The sequence below is a fragment of the Rugamonas aquatica genome (assembly GCF_009380215.1).
GTDB lineage: Bacteria > Pseudomonadota > Gammaproteobacteria > Burkholderiales > Burkholderiaceae_D > Rugamonas > Rugamonas aquatica_B.
Genome location: NZ_WHUG01000004.1, coordinates 480,511 through 504,028, shown reverse-complemented (window position 1 = coordinate 504,028; position 23,518 = coordinate 480,511). Strand labels below are relative to the sequence as shown.

General features: G+C 61.3%; 25 protein-coding genes. 18 read left to right on the top strand and 7 right to left on the bottom strand.

Translation table 11 applies throughout. The annotated features are described in order from the left end of the window. Positions 1-89 precede the first annotated feature (89 nt). The 10 genes from GEV02_RS13620 (at position 90) to GEV02_RS13575 (ending at position 8,552) form a co-directional block, all read left to right on the top strand. Positions 90-929, top strand: a complete 840-nt coding sequence (locus GEV02_RS13620; protein ID WP_174999092.1) for an HDOD domain-containing protein — start codon at positions 90-92, stop codon at positions 927-929. A gap of 73 nt (positions 930-1,002) precedes the next feature. Next, positions 1,003-2,028: a transporter gene (locus GEV02_RS13615; RefSeq protein WP_152838460.1), complete on the top strand. Its 1,026-nt coding sequence runs from the start codon at positions 1,003-1,005 to the stop codon at positions 2,026-2,028. A gap of 498 nt (positions 2,029-2,526) precedes the next feature. After that, positions 2,527-3,360, top strand: coding sequence for an SEL1-like repeat protein (locus GEV02_RS13610; RefSeq protein ID WP_152838459.1), 834 nt, complete (start codon positions 2,527-2,529; stop codon positions 3,358-3,360). 496 nt (positions 3,361-3,856) lie between these two features. Continuing rightward, positions 3,857-4,210: a hypothetical protein gene (locus GEV02_RS13605; RefSeq protein WP_152838458.1), complete on the top strand. Its 354-nt coding sequence runs from the start codon at positions 3,857-3,859 to the stop codon at positions 4,208-4,210. A gap of 60 nt (positions 4,211-4,270) precedes the next feature. Beyond that, positions 4,271-4,666, top strand: a complete 396-nt coding sequence (locus GEV02_RS13600; protein WP_152838457.1) for a hypothetical protein — start codon at positions 4,271-4,273, stop codon at positions 4,664-4,666. A gap of 175 nt (positions 4,667-4,841) precedes the next feature. Beyond that, positions 4,842-5,177 (top strand): hypothetical protein, encoded by a 336-nt coding sequence (locus GEV02_RS13595; RefSeq protein ID WP_152838456.1) that lies wholly within the window; start codon positions 4,842-4,844, stop codon positions 5,175-5,177. A 69-nt stretch (positions 5,178-5,246) separates the two neighbouring features. Further along, on the top strand, positions 5,247-5,765 hold the full coding sequence (locus GEV02_RS13590) for a demethoxyubiquinone hydroxylase family protein (RefSeq protein ID WP_235922759.1): 519 nt from the start codon (positions 5,247-5,249) through the stop codon (positions 5,763-5,765). 808 nt (positions 5,766-6,573) lie between these two features. Continuing rightward, a complete protein-coding gene (locus tag GEV02_RS13585) occupies positions 6,574-6,876 on the top strand; it encodes a DUF5076 domain-containing protein (RefSeq protein WP_152838171.1) in 303 nt (100 codons plus the stop codon). A 544-nt stretch (positions 6,877-7,420) separates the two neighbouring features. Then, positions 7,421-7,765: a hypothetical protein gene (locus tag GEV02_RS13580; protein ID WP_152838454.1), complete on the top strand. Its 345-nt coding sequence runs from the start codon at positions 7,421-7,423 to the stop codon at positions 7,763-7,765. Positions 7,766-7,910: 145 nt separating this feature from the next. After that, entirely contained in the window at positions 7,911-8,552 is a 642-nt protein-coding gene (locus GEV02_RS13575) for a Vat family streptogramin A O-acetyltransferase (protein WP_152838453.1), read from the top strand. Here GEV02_RS13575 and GEV02_RS13570 read toward each other — a convergent pair. Next, positions 8,500-9,021, bottom strand: a complete 522-nt coding sequence (locus tag GEV02_RS13570) for a hypothetical protein (RefSeq protein WP_152838452.1) — start codon at positions 9,019-9,021, stop codon at positions 8,500-8,502. The genes GEV02_RS13575 and GEV02_RS13570 overlap by 53 nt on opposite strands. Before the next feature lie 80 nt (positions 9,022-9,101). Here GEV02_RS13570 and GEV02_RS13565 point away from each other — a divergent pair, with 80 nt between their 5' ends. From GEV02_RS13565 to GEV02_RS13550, 4 genes are all read left to right on the top strand, one after another. Next, a complete protein-coding gene (locus GEV02_RS13565; RefSeq protein ID WP_328595808.1) occupies positions 9,102-9,320 on the top strand; it encodes a DUF6500 family protein in 219 nt (72 codons plus the stop codon). Between the two features lie 5 nt (positions 9,321-9,325). After that, the gene (locus tag GEV02_RS13560) at positions 9,326-9,982 is read left to right on the top strand and encodes a VOC family protein (RefSeq protein WP_152838451.1); all 657 of its coding nucleotides are present in this window, start codon (positions 9,326-9,328) and stop codon (positions 9,980-9,982) included. 75 nt (positions 9,983-10,057) lie between these two features. Next, a complete protein-coding gene (locus tag GEV02_RS13555; RefSeq protein WP_152838450.1) occupies positions 10,058-11,284 on the top strand; it encodes an MFS transporter in 1,227 nt (408 codons plus the stop codon). Continuing rightward, the gene (locus tag GEV02_RS13550) at positions 11,281-11,901 is read left to right on the top strand and encodes a helix-turn-helix transcriptional regulator (RefSeq protein ID WP_152838449.1); all 621 of its coding nucleotides are present in this window, start codon (positions 11,281-11,283) and stop codon (positions 11,899-11,901) included. Before GEV02_RS13555 ends, GEV02_RS13550 begins: the two co-directional genes overlap by 4 nt. Here the strand turns inward: GEV02_RS13550 and GEV02_RS13545 are convergent. The 3 genes from GEV02_RS13545 to GEV02_RS13535 are packed head-to-tail and all read right to left on the bottom strand — an operon-like array spanning position 11,888 to position 16,238. Further along, a complete protein-coding gene (locus GEV02_RS13545) occupies positions 11,888-14,542 on the bottom strand; it encodes a bifunctional diguanylate cyclase/phosphodiesterase (RefSeq protein WP_152838448.1) in 2,655 nt (884 codons plus the stop codon). The genes GEV02_RS13550 and GEV02_RS13545 overlap by 14 nt on opposite strands. After that, positions 14,539-14,967, bottom strand: coding sequence for a type 2 periplasmic-binding domain-containing protein (locus tag GEV02_RS13540; protein WP_152838447.1), 429 nt, complete (start codon positions 14,965-14,967; stop codon positions 14,539-14,541). Before GEV02_RS13540 ends, GEV02_RS13545 begins: the two co-directional genes overlap by 4 nt. A gap of 11 nt (positions 14,968-14,978) precedes the next feature. Further along, positions 14,979-16,238, bottom strand: coding sequence for a porin (locus tag GEV02_RS13535; RefSeq protein ID WP_152838446.1), 1,260 nt, complete (start codon positions 16,236-16,238; stop codon positions 14,979-14,981). A 424-nt stretch (positions 16,239-16,662) separates the two neighbouring features. On the opposite strand from GEV02_RS13535, the gene fur reads away from it, so the two are divergent. After that, a complete protein-coding gene (gene fur, locus GEV02_RS13530) occupies positions 16,663-17,115 on the top strand; it encodes a ferric iron uptake transcriptional regulator (RefSeq protein WP_008447620.1) in 453 nt (150 codons plus the stop codon). On the opposite strand, the gene GEV02_RS13525 is transcribed toward fur, so the two are convergent. Beyond that, positions 17,078-17,995, bottom strand: coding sequence for a LysR family transcriptional regulator (locus GEV02_RS13525; RefSeq protein WP_328595807.1), 918 nt, complete (start codon positions 17,993-17,995; stop codon positions 17,078-17,080). The genes fur and GEV02_RS13525 overlap by 38 nt on opposite strands. 138 nt (positions 17,996-18,133) lie before the next feature. Here GEV02_RS13525 and GEV02_RS13520 point away from each other — a divergent pair, with 138 nt between their 5' ends. Beyond that, positions 18,134-19,138: a zinc-dependent alcohol dehydrogenase family protein gene (locus tag GEV02_RS13520; protein ID WP_152838445.1), complete on the top strand. Its 1,005-nt coding sequence runs from the start codon at positions 18,134-18,136 to the stop codon at positions 19,136-19,138. On the opposite strand, the gene GEV02_RS13515 is transcribed toward GEV02_RS13520, so the two are convergent. Next, positions 19,135-19,803 (bottom strand): FecR family protein, encoded by a 669-nt coding sequence (locus tag GEV02_RS13515; protein WP_152838444.1) that lies wholly within the window; start codon positions 19,801-19,803, stop codon positions 19,135-19,137. The two genes, GEV02_RS13520 and GEV02_RS13515, sit on opposite strands and share 4 nt — an antisense overlap. A gap of 66 nt (positions 19,804-19,869) precedes the next feature. Continuing rightward, the gene (locus GEV02_RS13510) at positions 19,870-20,979 is read right to left on the bottom strand and encodes an alkene reductase (RefSeq protein WP_152838443.1); all 1,110 of its coding nucleotides are present in this window, start codon (positions 20,977-20,979) and stop codon (positions 19,870-19,872) included. 120 nt (positions 20,980-21,099) lie between these two features. On the opposite strand from GEV02_RS13510, the gene GEV02_RS13505 reads away from it, so the two are divergent. Both GEV02_RS13505 and GEV02_RS13500 read left to right on the top strand, forming a co-directional pair. Continuing rightward, positions 21,100-21,984, top strand: coding sequence for a LysR substrate-binding domain-containing protein (locus GEV02_RS13505; RefSeq protein ID WP_152838442.1), 885 nt, complete (start codon positions 21,100-21,102; stop codon positions 21,982-21,984). 93 nt (positions 21,985-22,077) lie between these two features. Continuing rightward, positions 22,078-23,517, top strand: coding sequence for an aminotransferase-like domain-containing protein (locus GEV02_RS13500; protein ID WP_152838441.1), 1,440 nt, complete (start codon positions 22,078-22,080; stop codon positions 23,515-23,517). Position 23,518 lies beyond the last annotated feature (1 nt).

The following is a 23,518-nucleotide window of genomic DNA, read 5'->3' as shown; positions in this document are numbered from 1 at the left end:
TCGCATCGACGCCTCCTGCCGCTCAAAGAAGCCGCCCTCACCCCATGATGGCGTTGAGATTGGGGCTGCGCATGCGTATAATTTTGTTCATGAATAAACTCGAAGCATTCGGCCATATCGCGGCGCTGGCCATCCGCGGTGAACTGGTCTTCCCGACCAGCGTCAATGCGGCACTCCGCGTACAACTCGCGCTCGACGATCCGGAGTGCCCGGTGGACAAGGCGATCAGCCTGGTTCTGGCGGAACCGCTGCTGGCGGCGCGCACCGTCGCCATCGCCAATTCGGCGATGTTCAACCGCTCCGGCGCGCCGGTCATCACCAACGTGCGCGGCGCCATCATGCGCATCGGTTACCAGAACCTGTTCGCGCTGGCCGCCGCCATGGTGGTGCGCCAGTTCGGCAGCAAGATCGTCGACCCGCTGCTGCGCGCCAAGGCGGAAAAGCTGTGGGACCACACCATCGCCGTGGCCGCGCTGTCGCGCATCATCGCGCGCCAGGTCACCGGCATCAACCCGGACACCGCGCTGTTCGCCGCCATCGTGCATGAAGTGGGCGGCTTCTACCTGCTCTCGCGCGCCGACGAATTCCCCGGCCTGCTGGAAGAGGATCCCGAGAACTGGCATTCGGCCAGCGAAGAAATCATCACCCGCGAAGTGATGCGCAAGCTGTGCATCCCCGAGCCGGTGGCCGAAGCCATCGAAGGCCTGCGCGACAGCTTCATGTCGATCCCGCCGGACACCCTGCTCGATACGCTGCTGCTGGCCAATCACCTGACGCCGGTGAAGTCGCCATTGCAGGAAGCGCAGCGCGACCTGCCGCCGCATTCCGACTCCGCCATCGACCTGTTCATCGACGAACAGAAGCTCGAATCCATGCTGGCCGAAGCGAAGATCGACGCCATCGAGATGAACGCCGCGCTGCTGGTCTGAGCGGCGAGGATATCTCACCCCACCGGAGCGTAATTTGCTATCCTGATGGCCGCCACCATCACGGAGATCTTGAATGCAGAATGCGCCCCTGTCCTACGGTTCCGATTCATCGGGTCTGGTTTGCGGCTACCTGTTCGGCCGCGCGCCGGACAGCAAGGGCCTGCCGCTGGACGCCGACGCCGCGCGCGAGTGGCTGGCTGCGCGCGAGCAGCATCCGCAGGAGTTCATCTGGCTGCACTACAACCTGGCCAACACCGCCAGCGAAAAGTGGCTGCACGAGCACACGGCGCTGCCGGAAGAATTCTATGAAAGCCTGCACGAAGGCCCGCGCTCGACCCGCATCGAGATGGCCGACAACACGCTGATCGCCGTGGTCAACGACGTGCTGCACGATTTTTCCTTCGAACCCTCCGACATCTCCACGCTGTGGCTGAGCGTCGACAAGCAGATCGTCATCAGCGCGCGGCGCAAGCCGCTGAAAGCCGTCGACGGCCTGCGCAACGCGGTGCGCAACGGCGAGCCGATACGCTCGTCGGTTGAACTGCTGATCCACCTGCTGCGCGACCAGGCGGATGCGCTGATCAAGATCGTCCGCAACGCCATCAGCACCGTCGACGAGATCGAAGACAATCTGCTGGCCGGCAAACTGAAAACCAAACGCGCCAGCCTGGGCGCGCTGCGGCGCGTGCTGGTGCGGCTGCAACGACTGCTGGCGCCCGAGCCGGCGGCGCTGTTCCGATTGCTGCAACGGCCGCCGGCCTGGGTGGCCGAGATCGACGCGCAGGAGCTGCGCGAGTCGACCGAGGAATTCTCGATGGTGCTGGCGGACATGGCTTCGCTACAGGAGCGCATCAAGCTGATACAGGAAGAGATCGCGGCGCTGGTCAACGAAGGCAATAACCACAGCCTGTTCGTGCTGACCATCGTGACGGTGCTGGCCCTGCCGATCAATATCATCGCCGGTCTGCTGGGCATGAACGTCGGCGGCATACCGCTGGCGCAGGATCCCGAGGGCTTCTGGGTGGTGGTGGCGATCGTCGCCAGCTTCACGCTGATCGCCGGCTGGCTGGCCTTCCGCCGCCAGCGCGACGTGTCATAGGTGTGGTAGTGCTGAACCCTAATAATTCGCTTACATGATTACAGACCGAAGTATTCTGAGGATGTCAAACGCACTTTGCGCCGGAGCGATTGTGCTGTCCGCATTGCTGGCCTCTCGAACCATAAGCATGTCGTGGTTGCCTGCGCTCCCAATGTACGTTGGGATCATCTCAATTGAACGCGTATTTTGAGAGCGGATTGTGTTACGCAGTTTTTAACAAGGCAGAAGCCGTTCAAATGCCGACTGATTTTTGCGAAAATTTTGAAACTCATTTCGCTTCTGCTTTTTCTGGATCCTGGCTGCTGCTTTCGGCCGTGCTCAACTGGGCATCATGGAAATGCCAAGCGGAAGATTTTGTAGCATAGTCGCAGCCTCGTCATCGGGAGCGATGTCGGATTTCGGCCAAGAGCGGGCATGCAAAACAAATCAAGCTCCGCCGCTACTAATACGCCGATAACATTAGTGGTGTAAATCGAATTACTAAATTTGACTCGCTCGATGAAACTCTTCGTGTTCTTGTTCATTCTTGTCTCTTGCTGCGCTGCACAGGCCGATTGTTCTACCACGGTGCAATTGGAGGGGTTCGTCTCGATCAAACAATGTTCCCCCGCGAGTGGCCAGTGCATCCGCGCGGATGAAGCCATGTTTAACTACATGAATGCAAAGCCAGACGACGGACCCACGACACTGTCAATTGCCACCCATAGCAGCCCATGGCACTTATATGACGGGGACTACCGCATTCTTGAGATTGAAGAGCTAGCCGCCATGGTGCGGCAGCAAGGAAGCAAGATCAAGCGCGTGATATTGGTCGCATCGTGGAGCGGCATCGCGCCTGATTCGCACTCCAAGTCCCTGGCTCAGAAACTGTCAGAGGCACTTGATGGCTTACCCGTTACCGGGCAGAACGGGTTCGTGTGGGTATCGCCGAAAGGCGCACTGCACACGACGCACCAAGCTTTCACCGGCCGGGTCAGCGGCCCTTACTGGGTAGGCCAGAATGACCAAGTTATGGCGTCGCTGGTTCCGGGCTGGGCGATTGATTTGGAAGCTGAGTTCGTCAAAGCGCATGACGCGGCCGGCTTGCTGCAAGTTGGTATTGCAAAGGACATTTTCATGCTCTGCCCCGACGGCGCGCTGAAATCGTACGACGCCGGCGCAGCGTTGAATAGTCCTATTGCTGCATTCAACGCTGCTATCATGCGCCTCGAGCGGGACAAGCCTGGAGATGCGGCCGCTGCCGTCGCACTACTCAAGCAATCGGCCGCCCAGGGCGACAAGAAAGCCGAGAAGAAATTGAATTCCTTGATAAGGACAAGCCCGGCAATTTGAAGCTCAGTATCAGTCCGCTACAGGCCGACGTCCGCCTGGCCGTGACAAATCGTGAATTTTGCAAGCAGGCAAGATGCTATTCTCACCATGCGGGCAGCATCCGGCCATCAGCGGTCATCAAAGGGAAACAGCGGTCAATCATAAGCGAATGGAAAACATGAAAGTAAATCCGAACACAGCAGCCTATTGTCTTGTAGATACGGGCCGCACGTAGGCCGCAATACTTTCCCCCAATATGAAATTGGGAGTCAAATACAAAGTTGATGTCAAGAACTCGGCGCCGCCATTCGACAGTCTCGTCGTCGATGCCTGGACACTCAAAGAACATGGCGAACGGTGGTTCTACTTTGAGGACGGCAACCTAGGCCACACTGCTTCGTTCAGCTGGGAGGAGGCAAAACGACAAATGTTGGACGAGTCTTAACCCCTAAGTCGATCCAACACGATGCAGCTAACGGCCACTAGCGGCTATCCAAGATAAAAAGGGAAATTTCAGATGACAAAGTCGGAACGAGCAAGCCAAATTTGGGCTGTTTTAGCGTTTGCCGCTAAGAATCGCCAGTCACTGACCTATGGCATTCTTTCTAAGTTAATTGGCGTTCCTGCCGCAGGTCTTGGTAAGCTACTTGAGCCGATTCAATCCTACTGCCTCATCGAAGGATTACCGCCGCTGACAATTCTGGTTGTCCAGCAGGACACTGGCCTCCCAGGTAGTGGGTTCACCGGCGCAAAAGCTGAGGAGTTTGCTAAGGACCAAATGAAGGTTTTTAGCTTCGACTGGATCGAGCTTGGGAATCCTCAACCGGAAAAATTGGAAAAAGCTGTGCAAGAGCGTCCTTCGAATGGATGACTTATTACGGCCAACAGCAGCCGCTCGTTTTCGTGAACTAATACTTGATAAGAAGCCTAGATGGATAAATTTTCGTTGCTTGATCCCTTGGTGATATTCTTGAAAATGGTACCGGGAATTAAGCCGAGCATCGGCCATGGTTTGTTTGAGGATGGGACATGGTGGGTCAAATTTCAGATCGATATTGGGCATCCGCTGGCATGGCGAGTAGTCCAGGAAATGGGGCACATTTTGAATTACATCTCAATATCTGAACCTCTGCCGACTATCTTCAAACCGGTGTCGCCGCCGCCGTACATGAACGGTGGACCCAAGCACTTCCTGTCATGGGTAATCGAGTCCACTGTGCCGGAGTTTAGTCCAGCATTGTGCGCCGATTGGTTAGGTGGTCGGATGCCTTCACCGGTTAATGACCTTTCTCAGTGGCATCACGGCGATGCGGACGATGAAGAGTAATAACGAGATCGCTGTCAGTTGTCGGCCAAGAGCGGACCTACAATCGGATTCATATACGTCCACATCGTCTTTGAACGCTGAAAATTGAACGGTGACGTGTGAGAATTGAAGAGTATGTTTTCTTTGTTCGCGGCGCTATCATGTGGCTCTGCTCGTAGAACCATTGAAAGTAAAGATGATGAGATTTCAACCGAACCGTGCGACCCTTGTTTCCGTAGCCGCTTCCATTGTCGGTATCGCACTGGTCGCCAATGCCGTATTTTTGGTTCTGGGCGGCCAGCTGGGCCACGCCCTGATGCGCGCTGGCCTAGGCCTATATTGCTGCATCTGGGCCTTCGTCCCCTACGACGACTTCTTCCGCGTTGCGCGTATGCCGGTCGGTCTCGACGACAGCGCGGAGCGCAATGCCTACGCCAAGTTGTTTCCTCCTAGCCTGCTGCCAGCAATGTGGTTGTCGATGGCTCTGATGTTCGGCGGATTTGTCTATAACGTGGTTGACGTTTTTCGCTGAGCGCTGCTTTAACCTCGTTCGCTATCGACTAGGAGCCGACATTTATTTTATTGAAGGACATCATCGCTGATGGTTGCTACTAACTTGGCTGGGCGAATATTGAAAGTGAACCATGCTGGAGAGCATGGCGCGGTCAGCATTTATTCTGGTCAAATTTTTATGGCACGGTTTACTGCAAAACTCCTGTTGCCTGAGCTCCTAACATTCAGAGCGCATGAAGAGAACCACAGAGCTACTTTTCATAACGAGCTCCGACGCCGTGGGCTGAAGCGCTGTAAGAGCTATTGGCTGTGCGCAGCGGGCGGCTATGTGTTGGGAATCGGAACTGGATTGTTTGGCGCAAACGCGATATCGCTTACAACTGTAGCCGTTGAACGAACCGTGCTACGCCATCTACGTCATCAGACTGAACTCTTAGCCGACGACGCTGACGCCATCTCTGCAATTTCTAGTATCCTCAGCGAGGAGCAAGAGCATCATGACGCGGCAGAAAATCACAACCGTACACCTGGAGTGTTTGGGCAAATGCTGAGCTCAGCTTTAGCTGGCGCAACAGAGTCTGTAATATGGCTTGGCATGCGAATTTAGACGGCGAAAACGCCGTAACCGGCCACAAGCAGACCTAGTCAAAATAACCTAGTCCAGATGAATCCAATAATGCATAATTCAAAGCTCGTATCGCATTGGTTGTTGCCAAAATCGGTTCCTCTGGCCGTTGTTCCGGTTGTAGAGGTTCTTAGCAAAAAAGGCATCAAAGTCTGTCGCGTTGGAATCGAGAACCCAAAGGCGCCTACCCACTATGTCTTCGTGGACCAACCATTTGATGCCAAGGCAGTATTGCGTGAGCTACCCAACAGCAACGGCCTGAGCCTTGACCCCGATGGCTCAGGAATTAACTCTTTCGAATATGTCTGGGTCGGGTTTGAGCCAGACGTTTGCAGGCCGGAAGCCGGAGCAGGTAAGACTATGTGGCAAGTGGCGAACAATAGGCCATGGTGGAAATTTTGGGGCTAGAGGTCACGGGCGCTAACGGCCAAAAGCCGTCACTCATCACGATACCGATTTTTTGAAGTTAAATTTATTGCGAATAGAAAAAAATGAGTTTTCTAACCGATGTGTCGCCGCTATTGATTCCAATAATCGCTCTTCTCGTCCCGATTGCGGCAATCATTGCATGGGCCGTAGTGAAAATTACACGAATGAATTTATTGCATGAAACGGCACGGCATTTGAGTTCAAATGGCCAGTCAATTCCGCCCGAGCTATTGGCTGAGATAACGAGCCACAAGAATTCGTAACTGATATGATTTTTTAGCTAGTGGCCTCGTGAACGATGATAAAGACCCGCTTCCGTAAGTGGCCAACAGCCGCCATTAAAACTTGACGATAGATTTGTATGAACGAACGTCCAATACCTACTGCAGCACAAAGGGACGCGGCATCGGTGGAAATGCTGCGCGTATGGGTAGCTGAAAAGCAATTGCATTGCTCATTGAAGATCGGCATGTACAGGGACGGGATGGGCGTTGACGAGGAATTGGCTTGGGGAACGATACTTGCGGATGCGGCTCGGCATATTGCGCGAGCACTTCATCCTGAAAATGCTGATGAAGAGCAGGTAGCTCTGCAAAAAATTCGCCGTGGGTTAAACGAGGAACTCGCCGCGCCGACCTCGGATCTCAAAGGTGGGTTTGTATAATCGACTCAGTTCGGCCAGGAGCCGACCTTCAGTTGAACTGCGATTAGCAAGGTAAACTTGATATGTCGAAAGCAAAAGTCTTTCTGATGAACGTAGTTTTTGCCATGGTTGCAGCCAGTTTTACTTGCTGGCTTAGCGCCGAATTCCGAGCTGATGGCCCACTTGGTACGCTGCAGAGGTTAGTGCAACCGTTCGTTTTCTTGCCCTACTTGGCCAGTGCTATGTTCGGTGAGAACGCGCATTCTCCGAGCGCGCCGAGCTTTGCGGGTACACTCTTTGTACAGTATCTTTTATTGTTTGCGGTGCTTTCGAAAATTCTCAGACACAGTCGAGCAAGCACCTAACCGTTAATCAATTTTGTCTTTGGGCAGAAGCCGGCCAAATGCGGCTGCTCAGCCACTAAGAATTTTTAAGAAAAGACTGTCTAATGACGAGCCCCACAGAATATGCCGGGCTTCCTCGCGACACTAAGCGCGAGGACGAGATGTGCGCAGTGCTCAGAACGAAGAGTGAGCATGAGAAGTTTGAGTTCGTTTGGCGAGTTATGAGAATTAATCCAGGTGCCGGATTGCGGCTCGTTAAGCGAGTACAGCTTGTTCCAGTATTTTTGGAAGTTATCTTAGAACATGGCTTCGTCTATGGAAATGCTAGTTCAGTGCGAATGTTCTATGAGGCAACTGTCGATGGCTTAGGGGAGCGCCGCGTGTATCAATTAATTTCTGCTCATCTGGAAAGAGCGCCTTTAATCGTAGACAAGATGTTGTACTGGTTTCGGCCGGATGATGAAGCGCTTATGCAAGAAGTGCAGGCGTTGAAGGCAAGGTTTAATGAGATGTATCCTAGCTTCCAATCAAATCATAGCACTGGAATTCTTCCCACCGGTCGTTAGCAATTTGACCTTTGCATGTAGTTGAAATGTATGCGGTCTGCTTTAGCGAATTCGGAAAATAAATTCGAAGGTCCGAGATGGGGCGGAAGCAGCCTGTCATCTGCCCGTTGTGTCAGGTCGACGCTAGTACACGTAAGGAGAATGAATGAACGGACCATCACCGAATAACCCGCATCCGATGGCAGGCTTCCCACAAGTCTGCTACATCAAGAACACAGTCAACAACCCGAACATCGTCATCGGCGACTACACCTACTACGACGATCCCGAGGACTCGGAGAACTTCGAGCGCAACGTGCTGTACCACTTCCCCTTCATCGGCGACAAACTGGTGATCGGCAAATTCTGCGCGCTGGCGCGCGGCGTCAAGTTCATCATGAACGGCGCCAACCACAAGCTGTCCGGCATCTCGACCTATCCGTTCCAGATCTTCGGCAAAGGCTGGGAGCAAGTGATGCCCGCGCAAGGCGAGCTGCCATACAAGGGCGACACGGTGATCGGCAACGATGTCTGGATAGGCTACGACGTGCTGGTCATGCCAGGCGTGAAAATCGGCGACGGCGCCATCATCTCATCGCGCTCGGTGGTAACGAGCGATGTCGCACCCTACACAGTCGTCGGCGGCAATCCAGCCAAGCAGATAAAGGAGCGCTTTGCGCCGGAGATGGCCGCGCGCTTGCAGGCGATCGCCTGGTGGGACTGGCCGGTCGAACACATCACGGCCAACCTGGCCTTCATCGTGGCCGGCGATATCGATCTGCTGGAGCGCCTGCGACCGCATTCCTGAGGTTCCAGACGCGCCGGCCGCCGTAGGCCGCGAACAGCACGCCCATCGCCAGTGCAACCAGATTGTCGCGGCGGTAGCTGCCCTGCACCACGGCCAGGCTGGAGACCTCCTTGCCGCCGACGCTCACGCCATAGACCGCATAAAACCGCCCCGGCACAAAACTGGGGCTGCTGACCTGCTCCGGATGGTAGCGCACCTTGATCGGATAAGCCTCCGCATCCTGGATCGCCAGCCGCAGGCGCTGGTCCGCGTCGCCCTTGACGAACACCACGAACTGGCGCTCCTCGCCGCCCAGCGTGAAATACAAACCGCCCTGCGCAGCGCGCGACCACGTCACGCGGCCGCTGGCCGTCTCCAGCTGATCGGCGCGCGGAAAGTGGCGCTCCAGCGCGACGAACAACAGCATCAGGCCGATGCCGAGCAGCAGAAAAAAATACGCGCCGCGCTGGCTGACAAACCAATTCTTCATGTGTTTCAGTGTAAGAGTGATGCCGCATCATAGCGCATCAAGGTATAGTGAAGGCCCTAAAAACAGAGGAAACCCACAACGTGCGCCAGCAACTGAGAGAAAAAATTATCCGCGTCTGTAACGACAAGATCACTCAAAAAGGCGAAACGGTCGGCCTGTCGTTCTACGCCTTCTTCGCCAACCGGAACGACGATCCCGAGCTGCTGATGGAAGCGGCCGAATGGTGGATACGCACGCACAAACTCGATCACTTCGAGAAGGCCGTCAAGATCCGCACCATGATCGAGCAGCAGCAATAAGCGCCATGCAGATCGACCACCTGTTCATCCGCGCCCGCGCCGGCGCGCCAGAAGCCGAACAGCTGCGCGCCCTCGGCCTGACCGAAGGCTCCGGCAACCGCCACCCCGGCCAGGGCACGGAGAACCGCCGCTTCTTCTTCCACAACGCCTTCCTCGAACTTCTGTGGATCGCCGACGATGAAGAAGTGCGCAACGCGCAGACCAGCCCCACCCTGCTGGCCGAACGCCTGACAGACGGCAGCCCGGCCTGCCCGTTCGGCGTGTGCTTCCGACCCAGCGGCAACGACAACGACAGCGCCCCCTTTCCAAGCTGGCAGTACGCACCATCCTATCTGCCGCCCGGCATGCGGATCGACATCGGCGCGGCGGTTCCGGCATCGGAGCCGATGTGGTTCCACCTGCCCAAAGGCGCGGCGCCGTCGAGCTACGCGGAGGCGCGCCGCCAGCCCTTGCAGCACCCGGCCGGCGTCAAAGCCATCACCTCGGTAACGCTGACACTGCCGCCGCAAGCGCTATCCGCGGCGGCGCAGGCGGCTTGCTCCGGCACCGGGATAACGCTGCGCGCAGGCGACGCCTACCTGATGGAAATCTGCTTCGACCACGGCGCGCAAGGCACCACGAACGACTGCCGCCCCAACCTGCCATTGCTCCTGCGCTTTTGAATAAGTAAACATTTTTGTTTACTTATTTACCGTATGCGCCTACAGTAGCGCTACTGCTTCAATGGAACATCAACGATGAAAACACCCCTGCTGATCGGCGCCGCCTGCCTGCTGGCGCTGCTCTCGACGATAGGCGCATCCCTGCCCTACCCCATCCTGCCGCCGCTGTTCGCCGCAGGCGTCAGCAATGGCCTGAACCAATTCCTCGGCCTGCCGCCGAAGCTGCTGTTCGGCCTGGCGCTGACCATCAACCCACTGGGCCTGCTGATCGGCTCCGCGCTGCTGGGCCCCATGTCCGACCGCTACGGCCGCCGCCCGGTGCTGCTGATTACCGCAGTCGGCGCCGCCATTGGCCATGCCGCGACGGCCTGCGCGCTGCTGCTGGAATCCTACCCGCTGTTCATCGTAGCCCGCTTCGTCACCGGTCTGCTGGAAGGTAACGGCTCGGTGGCGCGCGCCATGCTGGCCGACCGCCTCGACGGCGACCTGCGCCGCAAAGCCCTGTCATGGCTGAACGGCGCCTTCTACATGGGCTGGCTGGCCGGACCTCTGCTGGCCGGCATGACGCTGGTGTGGGGCATCACCGTGCCGTTCTGGATCGCCGTGGCCGCGCTGCTGCTGGTGGCCGTGCTGGTGGCCGCCGTGCTGCCTACCGAGGCACCATCCCTGGCGACCACCTCGTGGTGGCAGGTTGCGCGCGACCGCCACTCATTGAACCTGCTGCGCGAACCGGACCTGCGCAACCTGTTCATCGTCACGCTGGCCTACACCTGCGGCGTGACGGCGTTCTACGAATTCTATCCACTGTGGCTGGTCGAAGTACCAGGCTTCGGCGCGCGCGGCATCGCCTGGACCACCGCCGCCATGTGCGCGGTGATGACCACCACCACCATGTTCGCCGGCCGTCCGTTCAAGGGAGAGCCGCTGCTGCGGGCCCGCCGCTTCGCGCTGATCACCGCCTCGCTCATCGCGCTGCTCGCGGCCAGCAATGCGTGGGTCGGCATCGCCGCCATCATCCTGTATGGCATACCGCATTCGATCTACAACGCCATCGTGCCCAACTGGTGCGCCGAGCGTTTCGGCGCGCACGGACAAGGCGCCGTCATGGGCCTGATCTCCACCACCTTCTGCTTGGCCAATATCATCATGGCCCTGGTCGGCGCGGTGCTCACCTTGATCGACACGCGTTTGATCCTGGTGCTGGGCGCGATGCTGACGGCGTGGTCGGCCTGGCGCATGCAGACCTGGCACGCCAGCATGGCCCGCGACGACCGCGCCAAGCTGGAAGGCGCGCTGCAATGAACACCGCCGAACAAACGCTGTTCCTGCTGAAGACGCGCGGCCCGCAAACCGCGCAGCAGCTGGCCGGCCTGCTGGACCTGACCTCGATGGGCGCGCGCAGGCAGCTCGAATCATGGCAGGAAAAAGGCTTGGTGACGTATGAGGAAGTGGCCGACAAACCGGGCCGCCCGTCGCGGCGCTGGCTGCTGACCGAGGCAGGCCACGCCCGCTTCCCCGACCGCCACGCCGACCTGACGCTGCAACTGATCGACCAGGTACGCGGCCTGTTCGGCGACGCCGGTCTCGATAAGCTGATCGGCGCGCGCGAAGCGGCCAGCGAACAGCAGTACCGCCAGCACCTGCAGGCGTCGGACACGCTGCCGCAGCGCGTGGCGGCGCTGGTGCAGGCGCGCACCACGGAAGGCTATATGGCCGAAGTGGAAGCCCAGGACGACGGCAGCATGCTGCTGATCGAGAACCACTGCCCGATCTGCGCCGCTGCCCGCCAGTGCCAGAAATTCTGCCGCTCGGAGCTCGATGTGTTCCAGCGCGTGCTGGGCCCCGAGTGTTCGGTGGGCCGCGTCGAGCATATGCTCAACGGCGCCCGCCGCTGCGTCTACGTCATCAAGCCGCTGTAACGTCCAGCAGCGCGGCCAGTGAAGACCGCGGCGGCAACGCCTGGTTCAGCAACAGCTGCCGCAGTTGCTCCGGCGGCAGCGGGCGGCTGAACAGATAGCCCTGCATCTCGTCGCAGCCGTTCTGGCGCAGGAAGGCGCGCTGCTGCTCGGTCTCCACGCCCTCGGCAATCACGCGCAGGCGCAGACGGTGCGCCAGGTCGATGATGGAACTGGCGATGGCTTCGTCGCCGTCGCTGCTGCCCAGATCCCGGACGAATGACTTGTCGATCTTCAGGGTGCTGATCGGGAAGGACTTCAGCGCCGACAGGCTCGAATAGCCGGTGCCGAAATCGTCGATCGACAGCGACACGCCCATCTCCCGCACTTCCGCCATCTTTGCCACGGCCTGCTGCAGGTCGCGCATGATGACGCCTTCCGTCACCTCCAGCTCCAGCCATTCCGGCGCCAGGCCGCTGTCGGCCAGCGCCTGCGCCACGCGCTGCACCAGCAGCTGTTCTTCAAACTGGCGCGGCGACACGTTGACCGACACCAGCAGCGGCGCCAGGCCGGCGTCCTGCCAGGCGCGGTTCTGGCGACAGGCTGTGCGTAGCACCCACTCGCCCAGCGCGACGATCATGCCGCTCTCCTCGGCCAGCGGGATGAAGCGGTCCGGCCCGATGCAGCCATGCTCCGGATGCTCCCAGCGCACCAGCGCCTCGACGCCGAAGATGCGGCCGGTGCGCAGATCCACCTTGGGCTGGTACACCAGCCGGAACTGGCCTTCGTCCAGCGCGCTGCGCAGGCCTTCGAGCATCACCAGCTTCTCTTCGATGCAGGCGTTCATCTCGCGGGTGTAGAACTGACAGTTGTTCTTGCCCATGTCCTTGGCGCGGTACATGGCGGCGTCGGAGTGCATCAGCAGCGTCTCGGCGTCGGCGCCATCGTTCGGATAGACCGCCACGCCGATGCTGCAGCTGACCTGCACATCCTGCCCGCTCAGCGTGATCGGCGCCAGCACCGCTTCGCGCACGCGCTCCAGCACCGGCGCGGCGTCTGCGCCGTTGCGCGGCTCGTTCAACACCAGCACGAATTCGTCGCCGCCGAAACGGCCGACCATGTCCCCGGCGCGCAGGCAGCCGCTCATGCGTTCGGCCACGACCTTCAGCAGCTCGTCGCCGGCGTTGTGTCCAAGGCCGTCGTTGACCAGCTTGAAACCATCGAGGTCGATAAACGCCACCAGCACCGCGCCGCCGTGGCGGCCCGCCTGGGCGATGGTCAGGTCGAGCCGGTCGGCGATCATGCTGCGGTTCGGCAGGCCTGTGAGCGTGTCGTGGTGCGCCAGGTGCTGCATGCGCTCCTCGGCCAGCTTGCGTTCGCTGATGTCGCGCACGATGGCGACGATGCCGCCTTCGACCGGCACCACCTGCTGGTGCAGCCAGCGCGCCCGCAGTTGCGGGATGCTGCTCTCCCATTCCTGCTCATGCACGCCGCCGACCCGCGTGACGTGCACCAGATGCTCGAACATGCCGTTGTCGCGCGCCTGCGGCATCATGCCGCACAGCGTCATCAGGCGCAGTTGTTCCTTGGTGTAGCCGGTCATTTTCTCGGCGCGCGAGTTGGCGTCGACGAAGACGAAGTCGATGATCTCGCCGGCGATATTGCGCACTTCGCGCATGACGAAGAAGGCATCCAGGCTGGCCGCCGAAGCCGCCGCATAGGTTTCCTGCGCGCGCCGCACGCGGGCGCGGTTGCGCGCACCTTGCCACGACCATAACCACAGCAAGGCTGTGCTAATCACCAGTACCGTGCTGGCCACCGAGGCCTCCGCCATCTTCTCGCGGCGCTGGCGTTCGAAGCCCGCCATCAATTCCTTCTCCGCCAGGCCGACCACCACGTTCAGCGCAATGCCGTGCAGCTCGCGCATGCCGCTGTAGCGCCGCACGCCGTCCATGACGGTGATCTCGCCGGCCAGTTTTTCCATGCGCTGGCCGAAGGTCAGCTTGTCGCCGATGCGCAGCGAGCGCACCACGCCATCGCTGCCCACCAGGCCAAGCATGCCGTGCTCGCCGAGACGGCTGCGTTCATAACTGCTGGTGAAATAAGCGGGATCGGTTTCGACGATGACGATGCCGGCGAAGTTGCCCAGGTCGTCGTCCAGACGGCGCGTAAAGTGCAAATGCCATTCGGTGTTGGCGGCGTCGCGCGTGGCGTGGCTGACGAAGGTGGCGCCGCTGTCGCGCTCCTGGTGGAATTTGAAGTAGCTTTGATCGGCCACCGAAATCTGCAGCGCCTTCGGATTGCTGGCGACGGTGACGCCGTTGCGGTCGACGATGCTGACCACGAACACCACGCCCGGCGGCAGCAAGCCTTCGCGGCCCAGCTCCGGCAGCGCGCCCAGCGCGCCCTTGCGTTCGACCGCGTATTTCAGCACGCGCAGCGTCTGGTCGATGCCATCCAGGCTGCGCGCCACCTGCGCCTCGTAAGTGCCCATCATTTCGCGCAGCGTATCGGTGGCCGCCTCGCGCGCGTGCACGCGCTCGGCGTCGATCTCGTGGAAGGTCACCACCCACATCGCCACCAGCAGCAGCAAGGCGAACAGCGGCAGCGAGAAGTGCGTATCGAGTCCGCGCCTCAACCAGCGCCGCAGTCCCCGGGCCTTCATCGCACCACCAGCACGGTCTTGACGCTGGCATCCAGCGCCGAGCGGTCGATGTAGCCGATCATCGACGGGTTCTCCGCCACCATCTTGCGCACGGCGGCGCTGCTGGGCAGCTCGCGCGGAGGCTGGCCGCGCCCGGTGAACACCATCTTGGTCCAGTAAGCCTTCATCAACGCCGGCGACTTGGCCGCCACCTTGCTGTAGAACTCATCGCGCAGCGGGCTGCCGACCGGCTGGTCCAGCGCCATCGATTCATCGCCGCCGGGGAAGCGGCCGGTCTGCGCCAGGAAGATGTCGGCCACCTGGTCGGCGCGCAGCGCCGTCACCGGATTCCTGGCCGAGACGATGACCACCAGTTCGGCCGCGCCGACATGGGCGCAGGCCAGCGCCAGCAGCAGCGCTTGCAGTATCAGTCGGAGGGTAGGCATGGCATCTCCCCTCAGAATACGAAATCGACCGAAGCGCTGACCACGCTGATCGGATGGCCGGACTGGAAGCCCGGCTGCACGTTGATGAAGGTGCCGTTCGAACCACGCAGCGGCGTCAGACGATCATACTGCAGCTTGAGCGCGTAGTTGGCGCGCACGTCCCAGCGCAGGCCGGCGTTGATGCTGCGCTGGTGCGGTATCGTGGCCAGCATCTGGTTCAAGCCCCCGTTCAGCTGGGCGCCGGCGGCGGCCAACTGCGGCGGCAGGCCGCGCAGATCCAGGCCGTCGATGCGGGCCGGCGTGCGCGAACGCGACATCGCGTAGCCCGCATACGGCGTCAGGTCGCCATAGCGGTAGCCGGCGCTGAAGTAGGCGGCGGTTTTATCGCCCAGGTAGGAACGGGCGTTCATGCGCCCCACTTCGCCCATCAGGAACCAGGCGCCAGGATCGTAGCTGGCGCCCAGCGTGACCACGTCGGCGCGCTTGGCGTTGACATCGTAGCGCGCGGCCAGCGCCGCGCCCTGCGGCCCGAACTGGCTCAAGCCGGCGAACAGTTCGCGCGCCAGGTTGACCGTCAGTTCGGTCGTCATCGCGCTGGCGCGCACGGTCAGCGCGCCGCTGGTGGTGGTGTTGGACAGGCCCGTCATCGCGCGCGCCGTGGCATGCGCCTGCGGCGTCACTGCGATGTCGGTGCGGCCGAAGAAGAACTGGGTGACGTTGTGGACGCCCATTGCGCTCCAGCGGTAGCTGGCGTCGACGCCGTCGCTATTGCTGATCGGGATGGCGCCATACAGCTCGACCGGCGGCCGCACCCACGGCAGCGCATAGCCGGCCTTGCGATAGTCGCCCGCCAGGAACAGCGGCAGCGCGATGCGCCCTACCCGCAGGTTCAGGTCCGGCGTGGCCTGGTATTTGATGTTGGCCCATTCGACCGTCGGCGCATAGCCGCTTTGCAGCGTGCGCTCGGATACCACCTGCAATACGGCCGACCAGCGGCTGTTCAGGTTCAGGCCCAGTTGCATGCCCAGGCGGCTGTCGACGGTGGCGCTCCACTCGTGGCTGGCACCGGCGTTGCCGGGATTGAGCACGTTGGCGGTGAAGTCGGACTGGCTGTCGTTACTGTGCACAAAACCCAGCGTGCCGTAGCCGCCGAAGGTCCACAACGGCGCGGCGGCGGTGTCGTCGGCCTGCGCCATGGCGCAAGCCAGCATCGTCAGGCTAAAGGTCAACGCAGCCCGGGCGGCGCGCAGCGGTGAAAAATCAACGGTCATTCGTGGTTCCTGTCTGTCGTCTACATACGGCATGTTCTGCCAAGTGCACCGTGTTCAGGACGCGCGAAGACGCGAACACCGTCCGCGAGGACGGGGGGAAAACTCAACAAGGTGGGAAGGTCGCGGCTAACGCGCGAGGCACGTGGCTAAGGCGCCGCTCCGAAGAACTGAATCGGATGCAGTCACTTTATACTGCCGTACGGCAACTGTCGATCAATTAGAGCGCCACACCAAAAAATCTATCGAAAAACCACGAATTTCAATAATTAAATATTAATTTGCATAGCATCCAGCTATCGAATGTATTGTCTCGACGACCATCTTGATGGTTGGATCAACGTGTTCCCTATATCGCCGAGACGGTTGCCAATTAAATAAATTCCATATATTATGAGAATAAGAATCATTATCATTATGGAGACACATGGATATTCCTCAAGAACTGCGCAAGCTCGGATTGAAAGCAACCCTGCCCCGCCTGCGCATACTGCAGCTGTTTCAGGAATCGAAGAGCAAGCACCTGAACGCGGATGACGTCTACCGCCTGCTGCACGCGGAGAACATCGACATGGGTCTGGCCACGGTCTACCGCGTGCTGATGCAGTTTGCCGATGCCGGCATCCTGATACGACGGCATTTCGAATCGGTGGCCTCGGTGTTCGAGCTGAATGAAGGCGGTCACCACGACCACCTGATCTGCACCAACTGCGGCCGCATGGAAGAATTCCTCGACGCTGAAATCGAGCAGCGCCAGGAGGCCGTGGCGCGCGAACGCAATTTCGTGCTGCACGAGCATTCGCTGTCGCTGTACGGTTTCTGCGGCGACTGCGCCGGCACCATCAATCCGCTGGCGGGAAGGAAGCTGCGGCGTTCTTGAACAGCGTGTCGACGAAATCGACGAACACCGCCACGCGTGCGGCGCGCTGGTGCCGCTGTTGGTACAGTACCGACACGTCCGGCCCCGGCGCCTGCCACTGCTCCAGCAATGGCACCAGCGCACCGCTGCGCAGCGGCTCGATCAGCGACACGGACAGGTGCTGCACCACGCCGCCGCCCTGCACCGCCATCTCGATCAGCGATTCCACGTGGTCGATCGCCACTGCGCCGCGCGGCGTGCTGGTGAAGGGCAGGCCGTCCCGCTGGAAGCTCCACGGCCGCAGCTGGCGGGCCTTGGGGTAGACGAAGTTCAGGCAGGGGAAATCGTTCAGATCATCAGGATGCTGCGGCCGTCCGTGGCGGGCGATGAAGTCCGGCGAGGCGCAGCAGATGTAGCGGTTCTTGAAAACGCTGCGAGCCACCAGGCCGGAATCGGGCAGTTCGCCGATGCGCAGCATCACGTCCACGCCCTCGTCCACCATGTCGATCAGACGATCGCTGGCCGTCAGGCGCACGCTCAGCTCCGGGTACGCCGCCAGGAAGCGCGGCAAGGCCGGCGCCACGAACTGCCGCGCCAATATGCCCGGCATATCCACCCGCAGCATGCCACGCGGCGTCTGGTGGGCGTCGCTCATGCTGCTTTCCAGCTCCTCCATCTCCGCCAGCAGGCCGCGCGCCTGCTCGACGCAACGGCGGCCCTCATCGGTCAGCGACATGCTGCGCGTGGTGCGGTTCAGCAGCTTGACGCCGAAGTGCGCTTCCAGCACGCCTATCTGGTGGGTCACGGACGATGTCGAAATCCCCAGCTTGGCCGCAGCGCGGCTGAAGCCTCCGGCATCGACGACGGCGCAAAACACCTTCAGTGCATCCAGACGGTCCACGTGTTCTCCCTGTTGTACAGGGCGATTCTAGCCTGATTATTCACGATCCCGGGATACTGAATGCGGCGGCGCCCACTTTTTCGCGCCGTCGCGTGGCCGCAGAATAGCTCCATCAACCAACCATCAAGGAGCAGCACCATGAACACCATGCAAGCCGTCGTACTGAACGCCTTTGGCGCCCCGCTGTCGGATATGCAGATCGCCCGCCCTGTCGCCGCAGCCGGCCAGGTGCTGGTGCGCGTGATCGCCAGCGGCGTCAATCCTCTCGATACCAAAATCGCCGCCGGCAAGGCGGACCACGCCCGTGCCCAACTGCCCGCAGTGCTGGGCATCGACATCGCAGGCATCGTCGAGAGTGTGGGCGAAGGCGTGCAAGGCTACACACGCGGCGACCGCGTCTTCGGCATGACGGGCGGCATAGGCGGCGTGCAAGGCTCGCTGGCGCAGTACGCGGCGGTCGATGCCGACTTGCTGGCGCACGTGCCCGAACAAATGTCGATGCGCGAAGCAGCCGCCATGCCGCTGATCTTCATCACCGCTTGGGAAGGCCTGGTCGATCGCGCACGTGTCGGCGCGGGCATGAAGGTGCTGGTGCATGGCGGCGCGGGCGGTGTCGGGCATATGGCGGTGCAGCTGGCGGTGGCGCTCGGCGCTACCGTCTACGCCACCGGCAGCGCCGGCCAGCGAACCGCCATCGAGAACATGGGCGCGACCTTCATCGACTACCAGAGCACCAGCGTTGAACAATACGTCGAGCAGCACACTGGCGGCGAAGGCTACGACGTGGTCTACGACACGGTGGGCGGCGCCACGCTGGACGCATCGTTCCGAGCAGCGCGCCAGTACGGCGGCCATGTGGTGAGTTGTCTCGGCTGGGGAACGCATGCGCTGGCGCCGCTGTCGTTCCGCGCCGCGACGTATTCGGGCGTGTTCACGCTGCTGCCGCTGTTGTCGGGCAAAGGCCGCGCGCACCACGGCGCGATCATGCTGCAAGCCGGCGCACTGGCCGCAGCCGGTAAGTTGAAGGTGGCGCTGGATGCAGGCGTCTACACGCTGGACGCGGCCAGCGTCACCGCCGCCCACACCGCGCTGACCGAAGGCACGGCACGCGGCAAGGTGGTGGTGCAGGTGGCGGAAGGCTAAGGCTTGAGGGTGTCGGCCTCGCCGAACGCGGCCGGCGGCGCGAACTGCATGCCAGGATTGGCGAACATCTTCACCGGCCGGGTGCTATTGTTCTTGATGAAGCCAAACTGGCCGGGATCGTACTGGAAGTGGCCGGCCTCGTTGTCGATCGAGATGCCGCCCGCGCTGACATGCACGTGCAGGCCGGGCTCCAGTCCCGGCGACGGTTCGGCATCGCCCTTCCCTGTCAGGTATTCGAGGAAGAAGGTGGTGCCGCGTATGCCGATCGTAGCGCTAGGCGTCTTCATCGCGAACTTTTCCTTGTTACGCTTGCCGAGCAAACCGCTCAGCGAACGCAGGCCGCCCTTGACCAGCGTGAAGGCCGCGTGGTCTGCCTCCGGCTTGTCGCCATCGAAGGAGAACTGTTCGACGACGATGGTGGTGCCCGGCTTCAGTGTCAGCTCGCTGTTGTCGATGAAACGCACGGTGGTCCAGGCGCCGGATGCTGTGACCAGCGTGTCGCCGCTTTCCACTTCGGATTGCAGCTTGAGCTGTCTGACCGCACCGGAGGACGAACGCGCCGTCAACGGACCACTGGCCTGCGCCACCACCCCAGCCACCTGCGCCGCCGAAGCCAGCGCCGCACAGCACCACATCAACAGCGCCAATACAGACTTGATCGACATGAGTCACCTGCTCTAAATTTGAACAGGCCTTTATACCACGGCCGGCAATTGACCGGATCAGACAGCTCAAGCGGCCAGCGCCTCCTTCCGGTAAAACGGATAATCGGTGTAGCCCGCCGCCGTGCCGCCGAAGAAGCTGTCGCGGTCATACTCGTTCAGCGGCCAGCCGTTGCGCAGGCGCTCCGGCAGATCCGGATTGGCGATGAAGTGGCGGCCGAATGCCACCAGGTCCGCATCGCCGGCCGCGATGATCGCTTCGGCGGATTGCTGGTCGAAACCACCGGCGGCGATGATGGTGCCCGCGTAGTGCTTGCGTATCAGCTGCGCGGCCACCGGCGCCTGGCTGCGCGTCTCGTCCTCGACATTGCCGGCGATGCGCGGCTCGATCAGGTGCAGGTAGGCCAGCTTCAATTCCGACAGCCGTCCCGCCACGTAACTGAACAAGCCCTCGGGGTCGCTATCCGACATATCGCCCCAGCTGCCGCTTGGGCCGATGCGCACCGCCACCTTGTCGCTGCCCCAGACAGAGATTACAGCGCGGGTAGCTTCAAGCAGGAAGCGCGCGCGGTTTTCAAACGAGCCGCCGTAGATATCGGTGCGCTTGTTGCTGCCGTCCTGCAGGAACTGATCGAACAAGTAGCCATTGGCAGCGTGCAGTTCAACCCCGTCAAAGCCCGCCTCTTGGCCACGGATGGCGGCCAAACGGAAGCTCTCGACCAGGCCTTCGATTTCCGGAATCGTCAACGCCCGGTTGGGCGTGTTCGGCACCCAGCCTTCCAACGTGTAGGCCACGCCGCCATGCGGCACTTCCGACGGACCGACCGGAGTGCTACCCGCTGGCTGCACGTCCTTGTTGGACTGGCGGCCCGCATGGTATAGCTGAAGGAATATCTTGCCGCCCTTGGCGTGCACGGCGTCCGTCACCATCTTCCAGCCGGCGATCTGGCTATCGTCGTACAGACCGGGTGCGCCGAGGTAGCCGTTGCCGTTTTCCGCGGCGATGGTGGCCTCGCCAATCAGCAGGCCGCCTTGCGAGGCGCGCTGCGCATAGTATTCGGCCATCAGCGGGCCAGGCCGGGCGCCGGCTTCGGCGCGCATGCGGGTCAGCGGCGCCAGTACCACGCGGTGGTTGATGGTATAAGGACCGACTGCTACAGGGGACATCAGCTTGTTCATGATTCGCTCACTAAGTTGGGAATACAGCCAATGTAAGGCTTCCCTCATTGAAGATAAATAGCTTGCAATTCCAAAGATATCGGACACATACTTCCGCAATCTTCCCAATAAGAGTGATCCATGGACAGCCTGAGTGGCATTTCATTGTTCGTCGCCGTCGCCGAAGCGCGCAGCTTTACCAGGGCCGGCGCGCAGTTCGGCATCTCCTCGTCCGCCGTCGGCAAGAGCATCGCGCGCATGGAGCAGCGGCTGGCGGTACGGCTGTTCCACCGCAGCACCCGCAGCATCACCCTGACCGCCGAGGGCACGCTATTCCTGGAACGCTGCCGCCGCATCCTCAGCGAGGTGGAAGCGGCGGAGGCCGAACTGTCCGAACTCTCCGGCACACCCAGCGGCCGCCTGCGCGTCAGCACGCCGCAGCTCACCGGCCTGGTGATGCCGACGCTGACAGGCTTCATGCGCCGCTATCCCGAGATCGCGCTGGAAATCGACCTGTCCGAACGCATGGTCGACATCATCGAAGAAGGCTACGACGCCGTGATCCGCACCGGCTCCCATCACGATTCGCGCCTGGCCTCACGCCGCATCGGCGCCTGCCCGCAGGTGGTGGTGGCGTCGCCCGCCTACCTGGCGAAATACGGCACGCCGTCGCATCCGCGCGAACTGGCGCAGCACCACTGCCTGCTGCACCGCTTCCCGGCCAGCGGCCGCATCGAACGCTGGCCCTTCAAGCTGGCGGACGGAGAACCGGAACCGCAACTGAAGGAACGCATGACCTGCAGCACCGTCGAAGCGATCACCTACGCGCTGCTGCAAGGCGAAGGCATCGCTTTCCTGCCCACCTTCATCATCGAGGATGAGCTGAAGGACAACCGCCTGCACACCATCCTGGCCGACTACATGGAGCAGACGGTAACGTTCACGATGCTGTGGCCGGCCAGCCGCTACGCCTCCCCCAAGCTGCGCGTGTTCATCGACTACATCGTGCAGCACATGCGGATTTGACGGCAAGCGGATTCGCACCAAATAGCCACGCCGGCATGAGGACAGCCCGGCCGGTAGTGGCGGCCGCGCACGGTTTCCGCTACGCTGCTATCCATGAAACCCGCGAAACTCTACGAAACGCTGGCGGACGCCATCGCCAGCCAGGTCGCGCAAGGCGTGCTGCGCGAAGGCGAGCGCATTCCGTCGGTGCGCCAGACCGCCCAGCACCACCAGCTGAGTATCTCGACGGTGATCCGCGCCTTCCTGCTGCTGGAAAGCCGAGGCATCATCGAAGCACGGCCGCAGTCCGGCTACTTTGTCCGCCGCCGTCCGGATACCCCGGTGCGCAAGGACGCCATCTCCGCGCCGCTCTCCCCTGCCGACCTGGCGCGCGCGCCGGCGCTCGACACCAGCACGCTGGTGCTGACGACATTGCGCTCCATCGGCCAGGGCAGCATTCCCCTCGGCTCGCCCTTCCCCGATCCGGCGGCCTTCCCTTGGGCGCGGCTCAATTACCATGCGGGCGTTGTCTCGCGGCGCGTGGGCCAGAACCAGCAGCTGTCCGATCTGCCGCCGGGGAATCCGGAGCTGATACGCCAGATCGCCCGCCGCCATCTGGAGAACGGCCTGACGGTGGATGCCGCCGAAATCATCATCACCACCGGGGCCACCGAAGCGATCAATCTGTGCCTGCAAGCGGTGGCGCAGCCCGGCGATCTGGTGGCGGTTGAGTCGCCGACCTACTACGCGCTGTTGCAGGCATTGGAACGCATGGGCATGCGCGTGCTGGAAGTCGCCACCGATCCGGAACAAGGCATAGACATCGCCGCACTGGAATCCGCCATCGTCAACCAGGGCGTCAAAGCCTGCATCCTGATGCCGAACTTCCAGAATCCACTGGGCTTCATGATGAGCGACGAACGCAAACGCGCGCTGGTGGAGATGCTGGCGCGGCACGACGTGCCGGCGATCGAGAACGATGTCTATCACGAGCTGTATTACGGCGACACCCATCCCAGCTCATTGAAGCAGTACGACAGGCACGGACTGGTCCTGCACTGCAATTCATTTTCCAAGAGCCTGGACACCGGCCACCGCATCGGCTGGACGCTGCCGGGCCGCTACCGCGCGCAGGTGGAGAAGCTCAAGTTCCTCAACTCGCTCAACACCGCCGCGCTGCCGCAGCTGGCCATCGCCGAATACCTGAAGAACGACGGCTACGATTTCCACTTGCGCAAGCTGCGCAAGGCCTACGCGCAGCAGGCCGCCATCATGTCCGCCGCCGTGCGGCGCTTCTTCCCGCCGGGGACCAGCGTGACGCAGCCGGCCGGCGGCTATCTGCTGTGGGTGACGATGCCGCCGTCGGTGCGCGCGCTGGAGCTGTATGCCCGGGCGCAGGAGCGCGGCATCAGCGTCGGCGCCGGCAATATGTTCGCCACCGGCGACGCCTGGCAGCACTGCATCCGCTTGAACTACAGCTATCCGTGGAGCGCGGACGTGGAAGCGGCGGTACGCATGCTGGGCCAGCTGGCGGGCGAACTGACAGCCAGCTGAC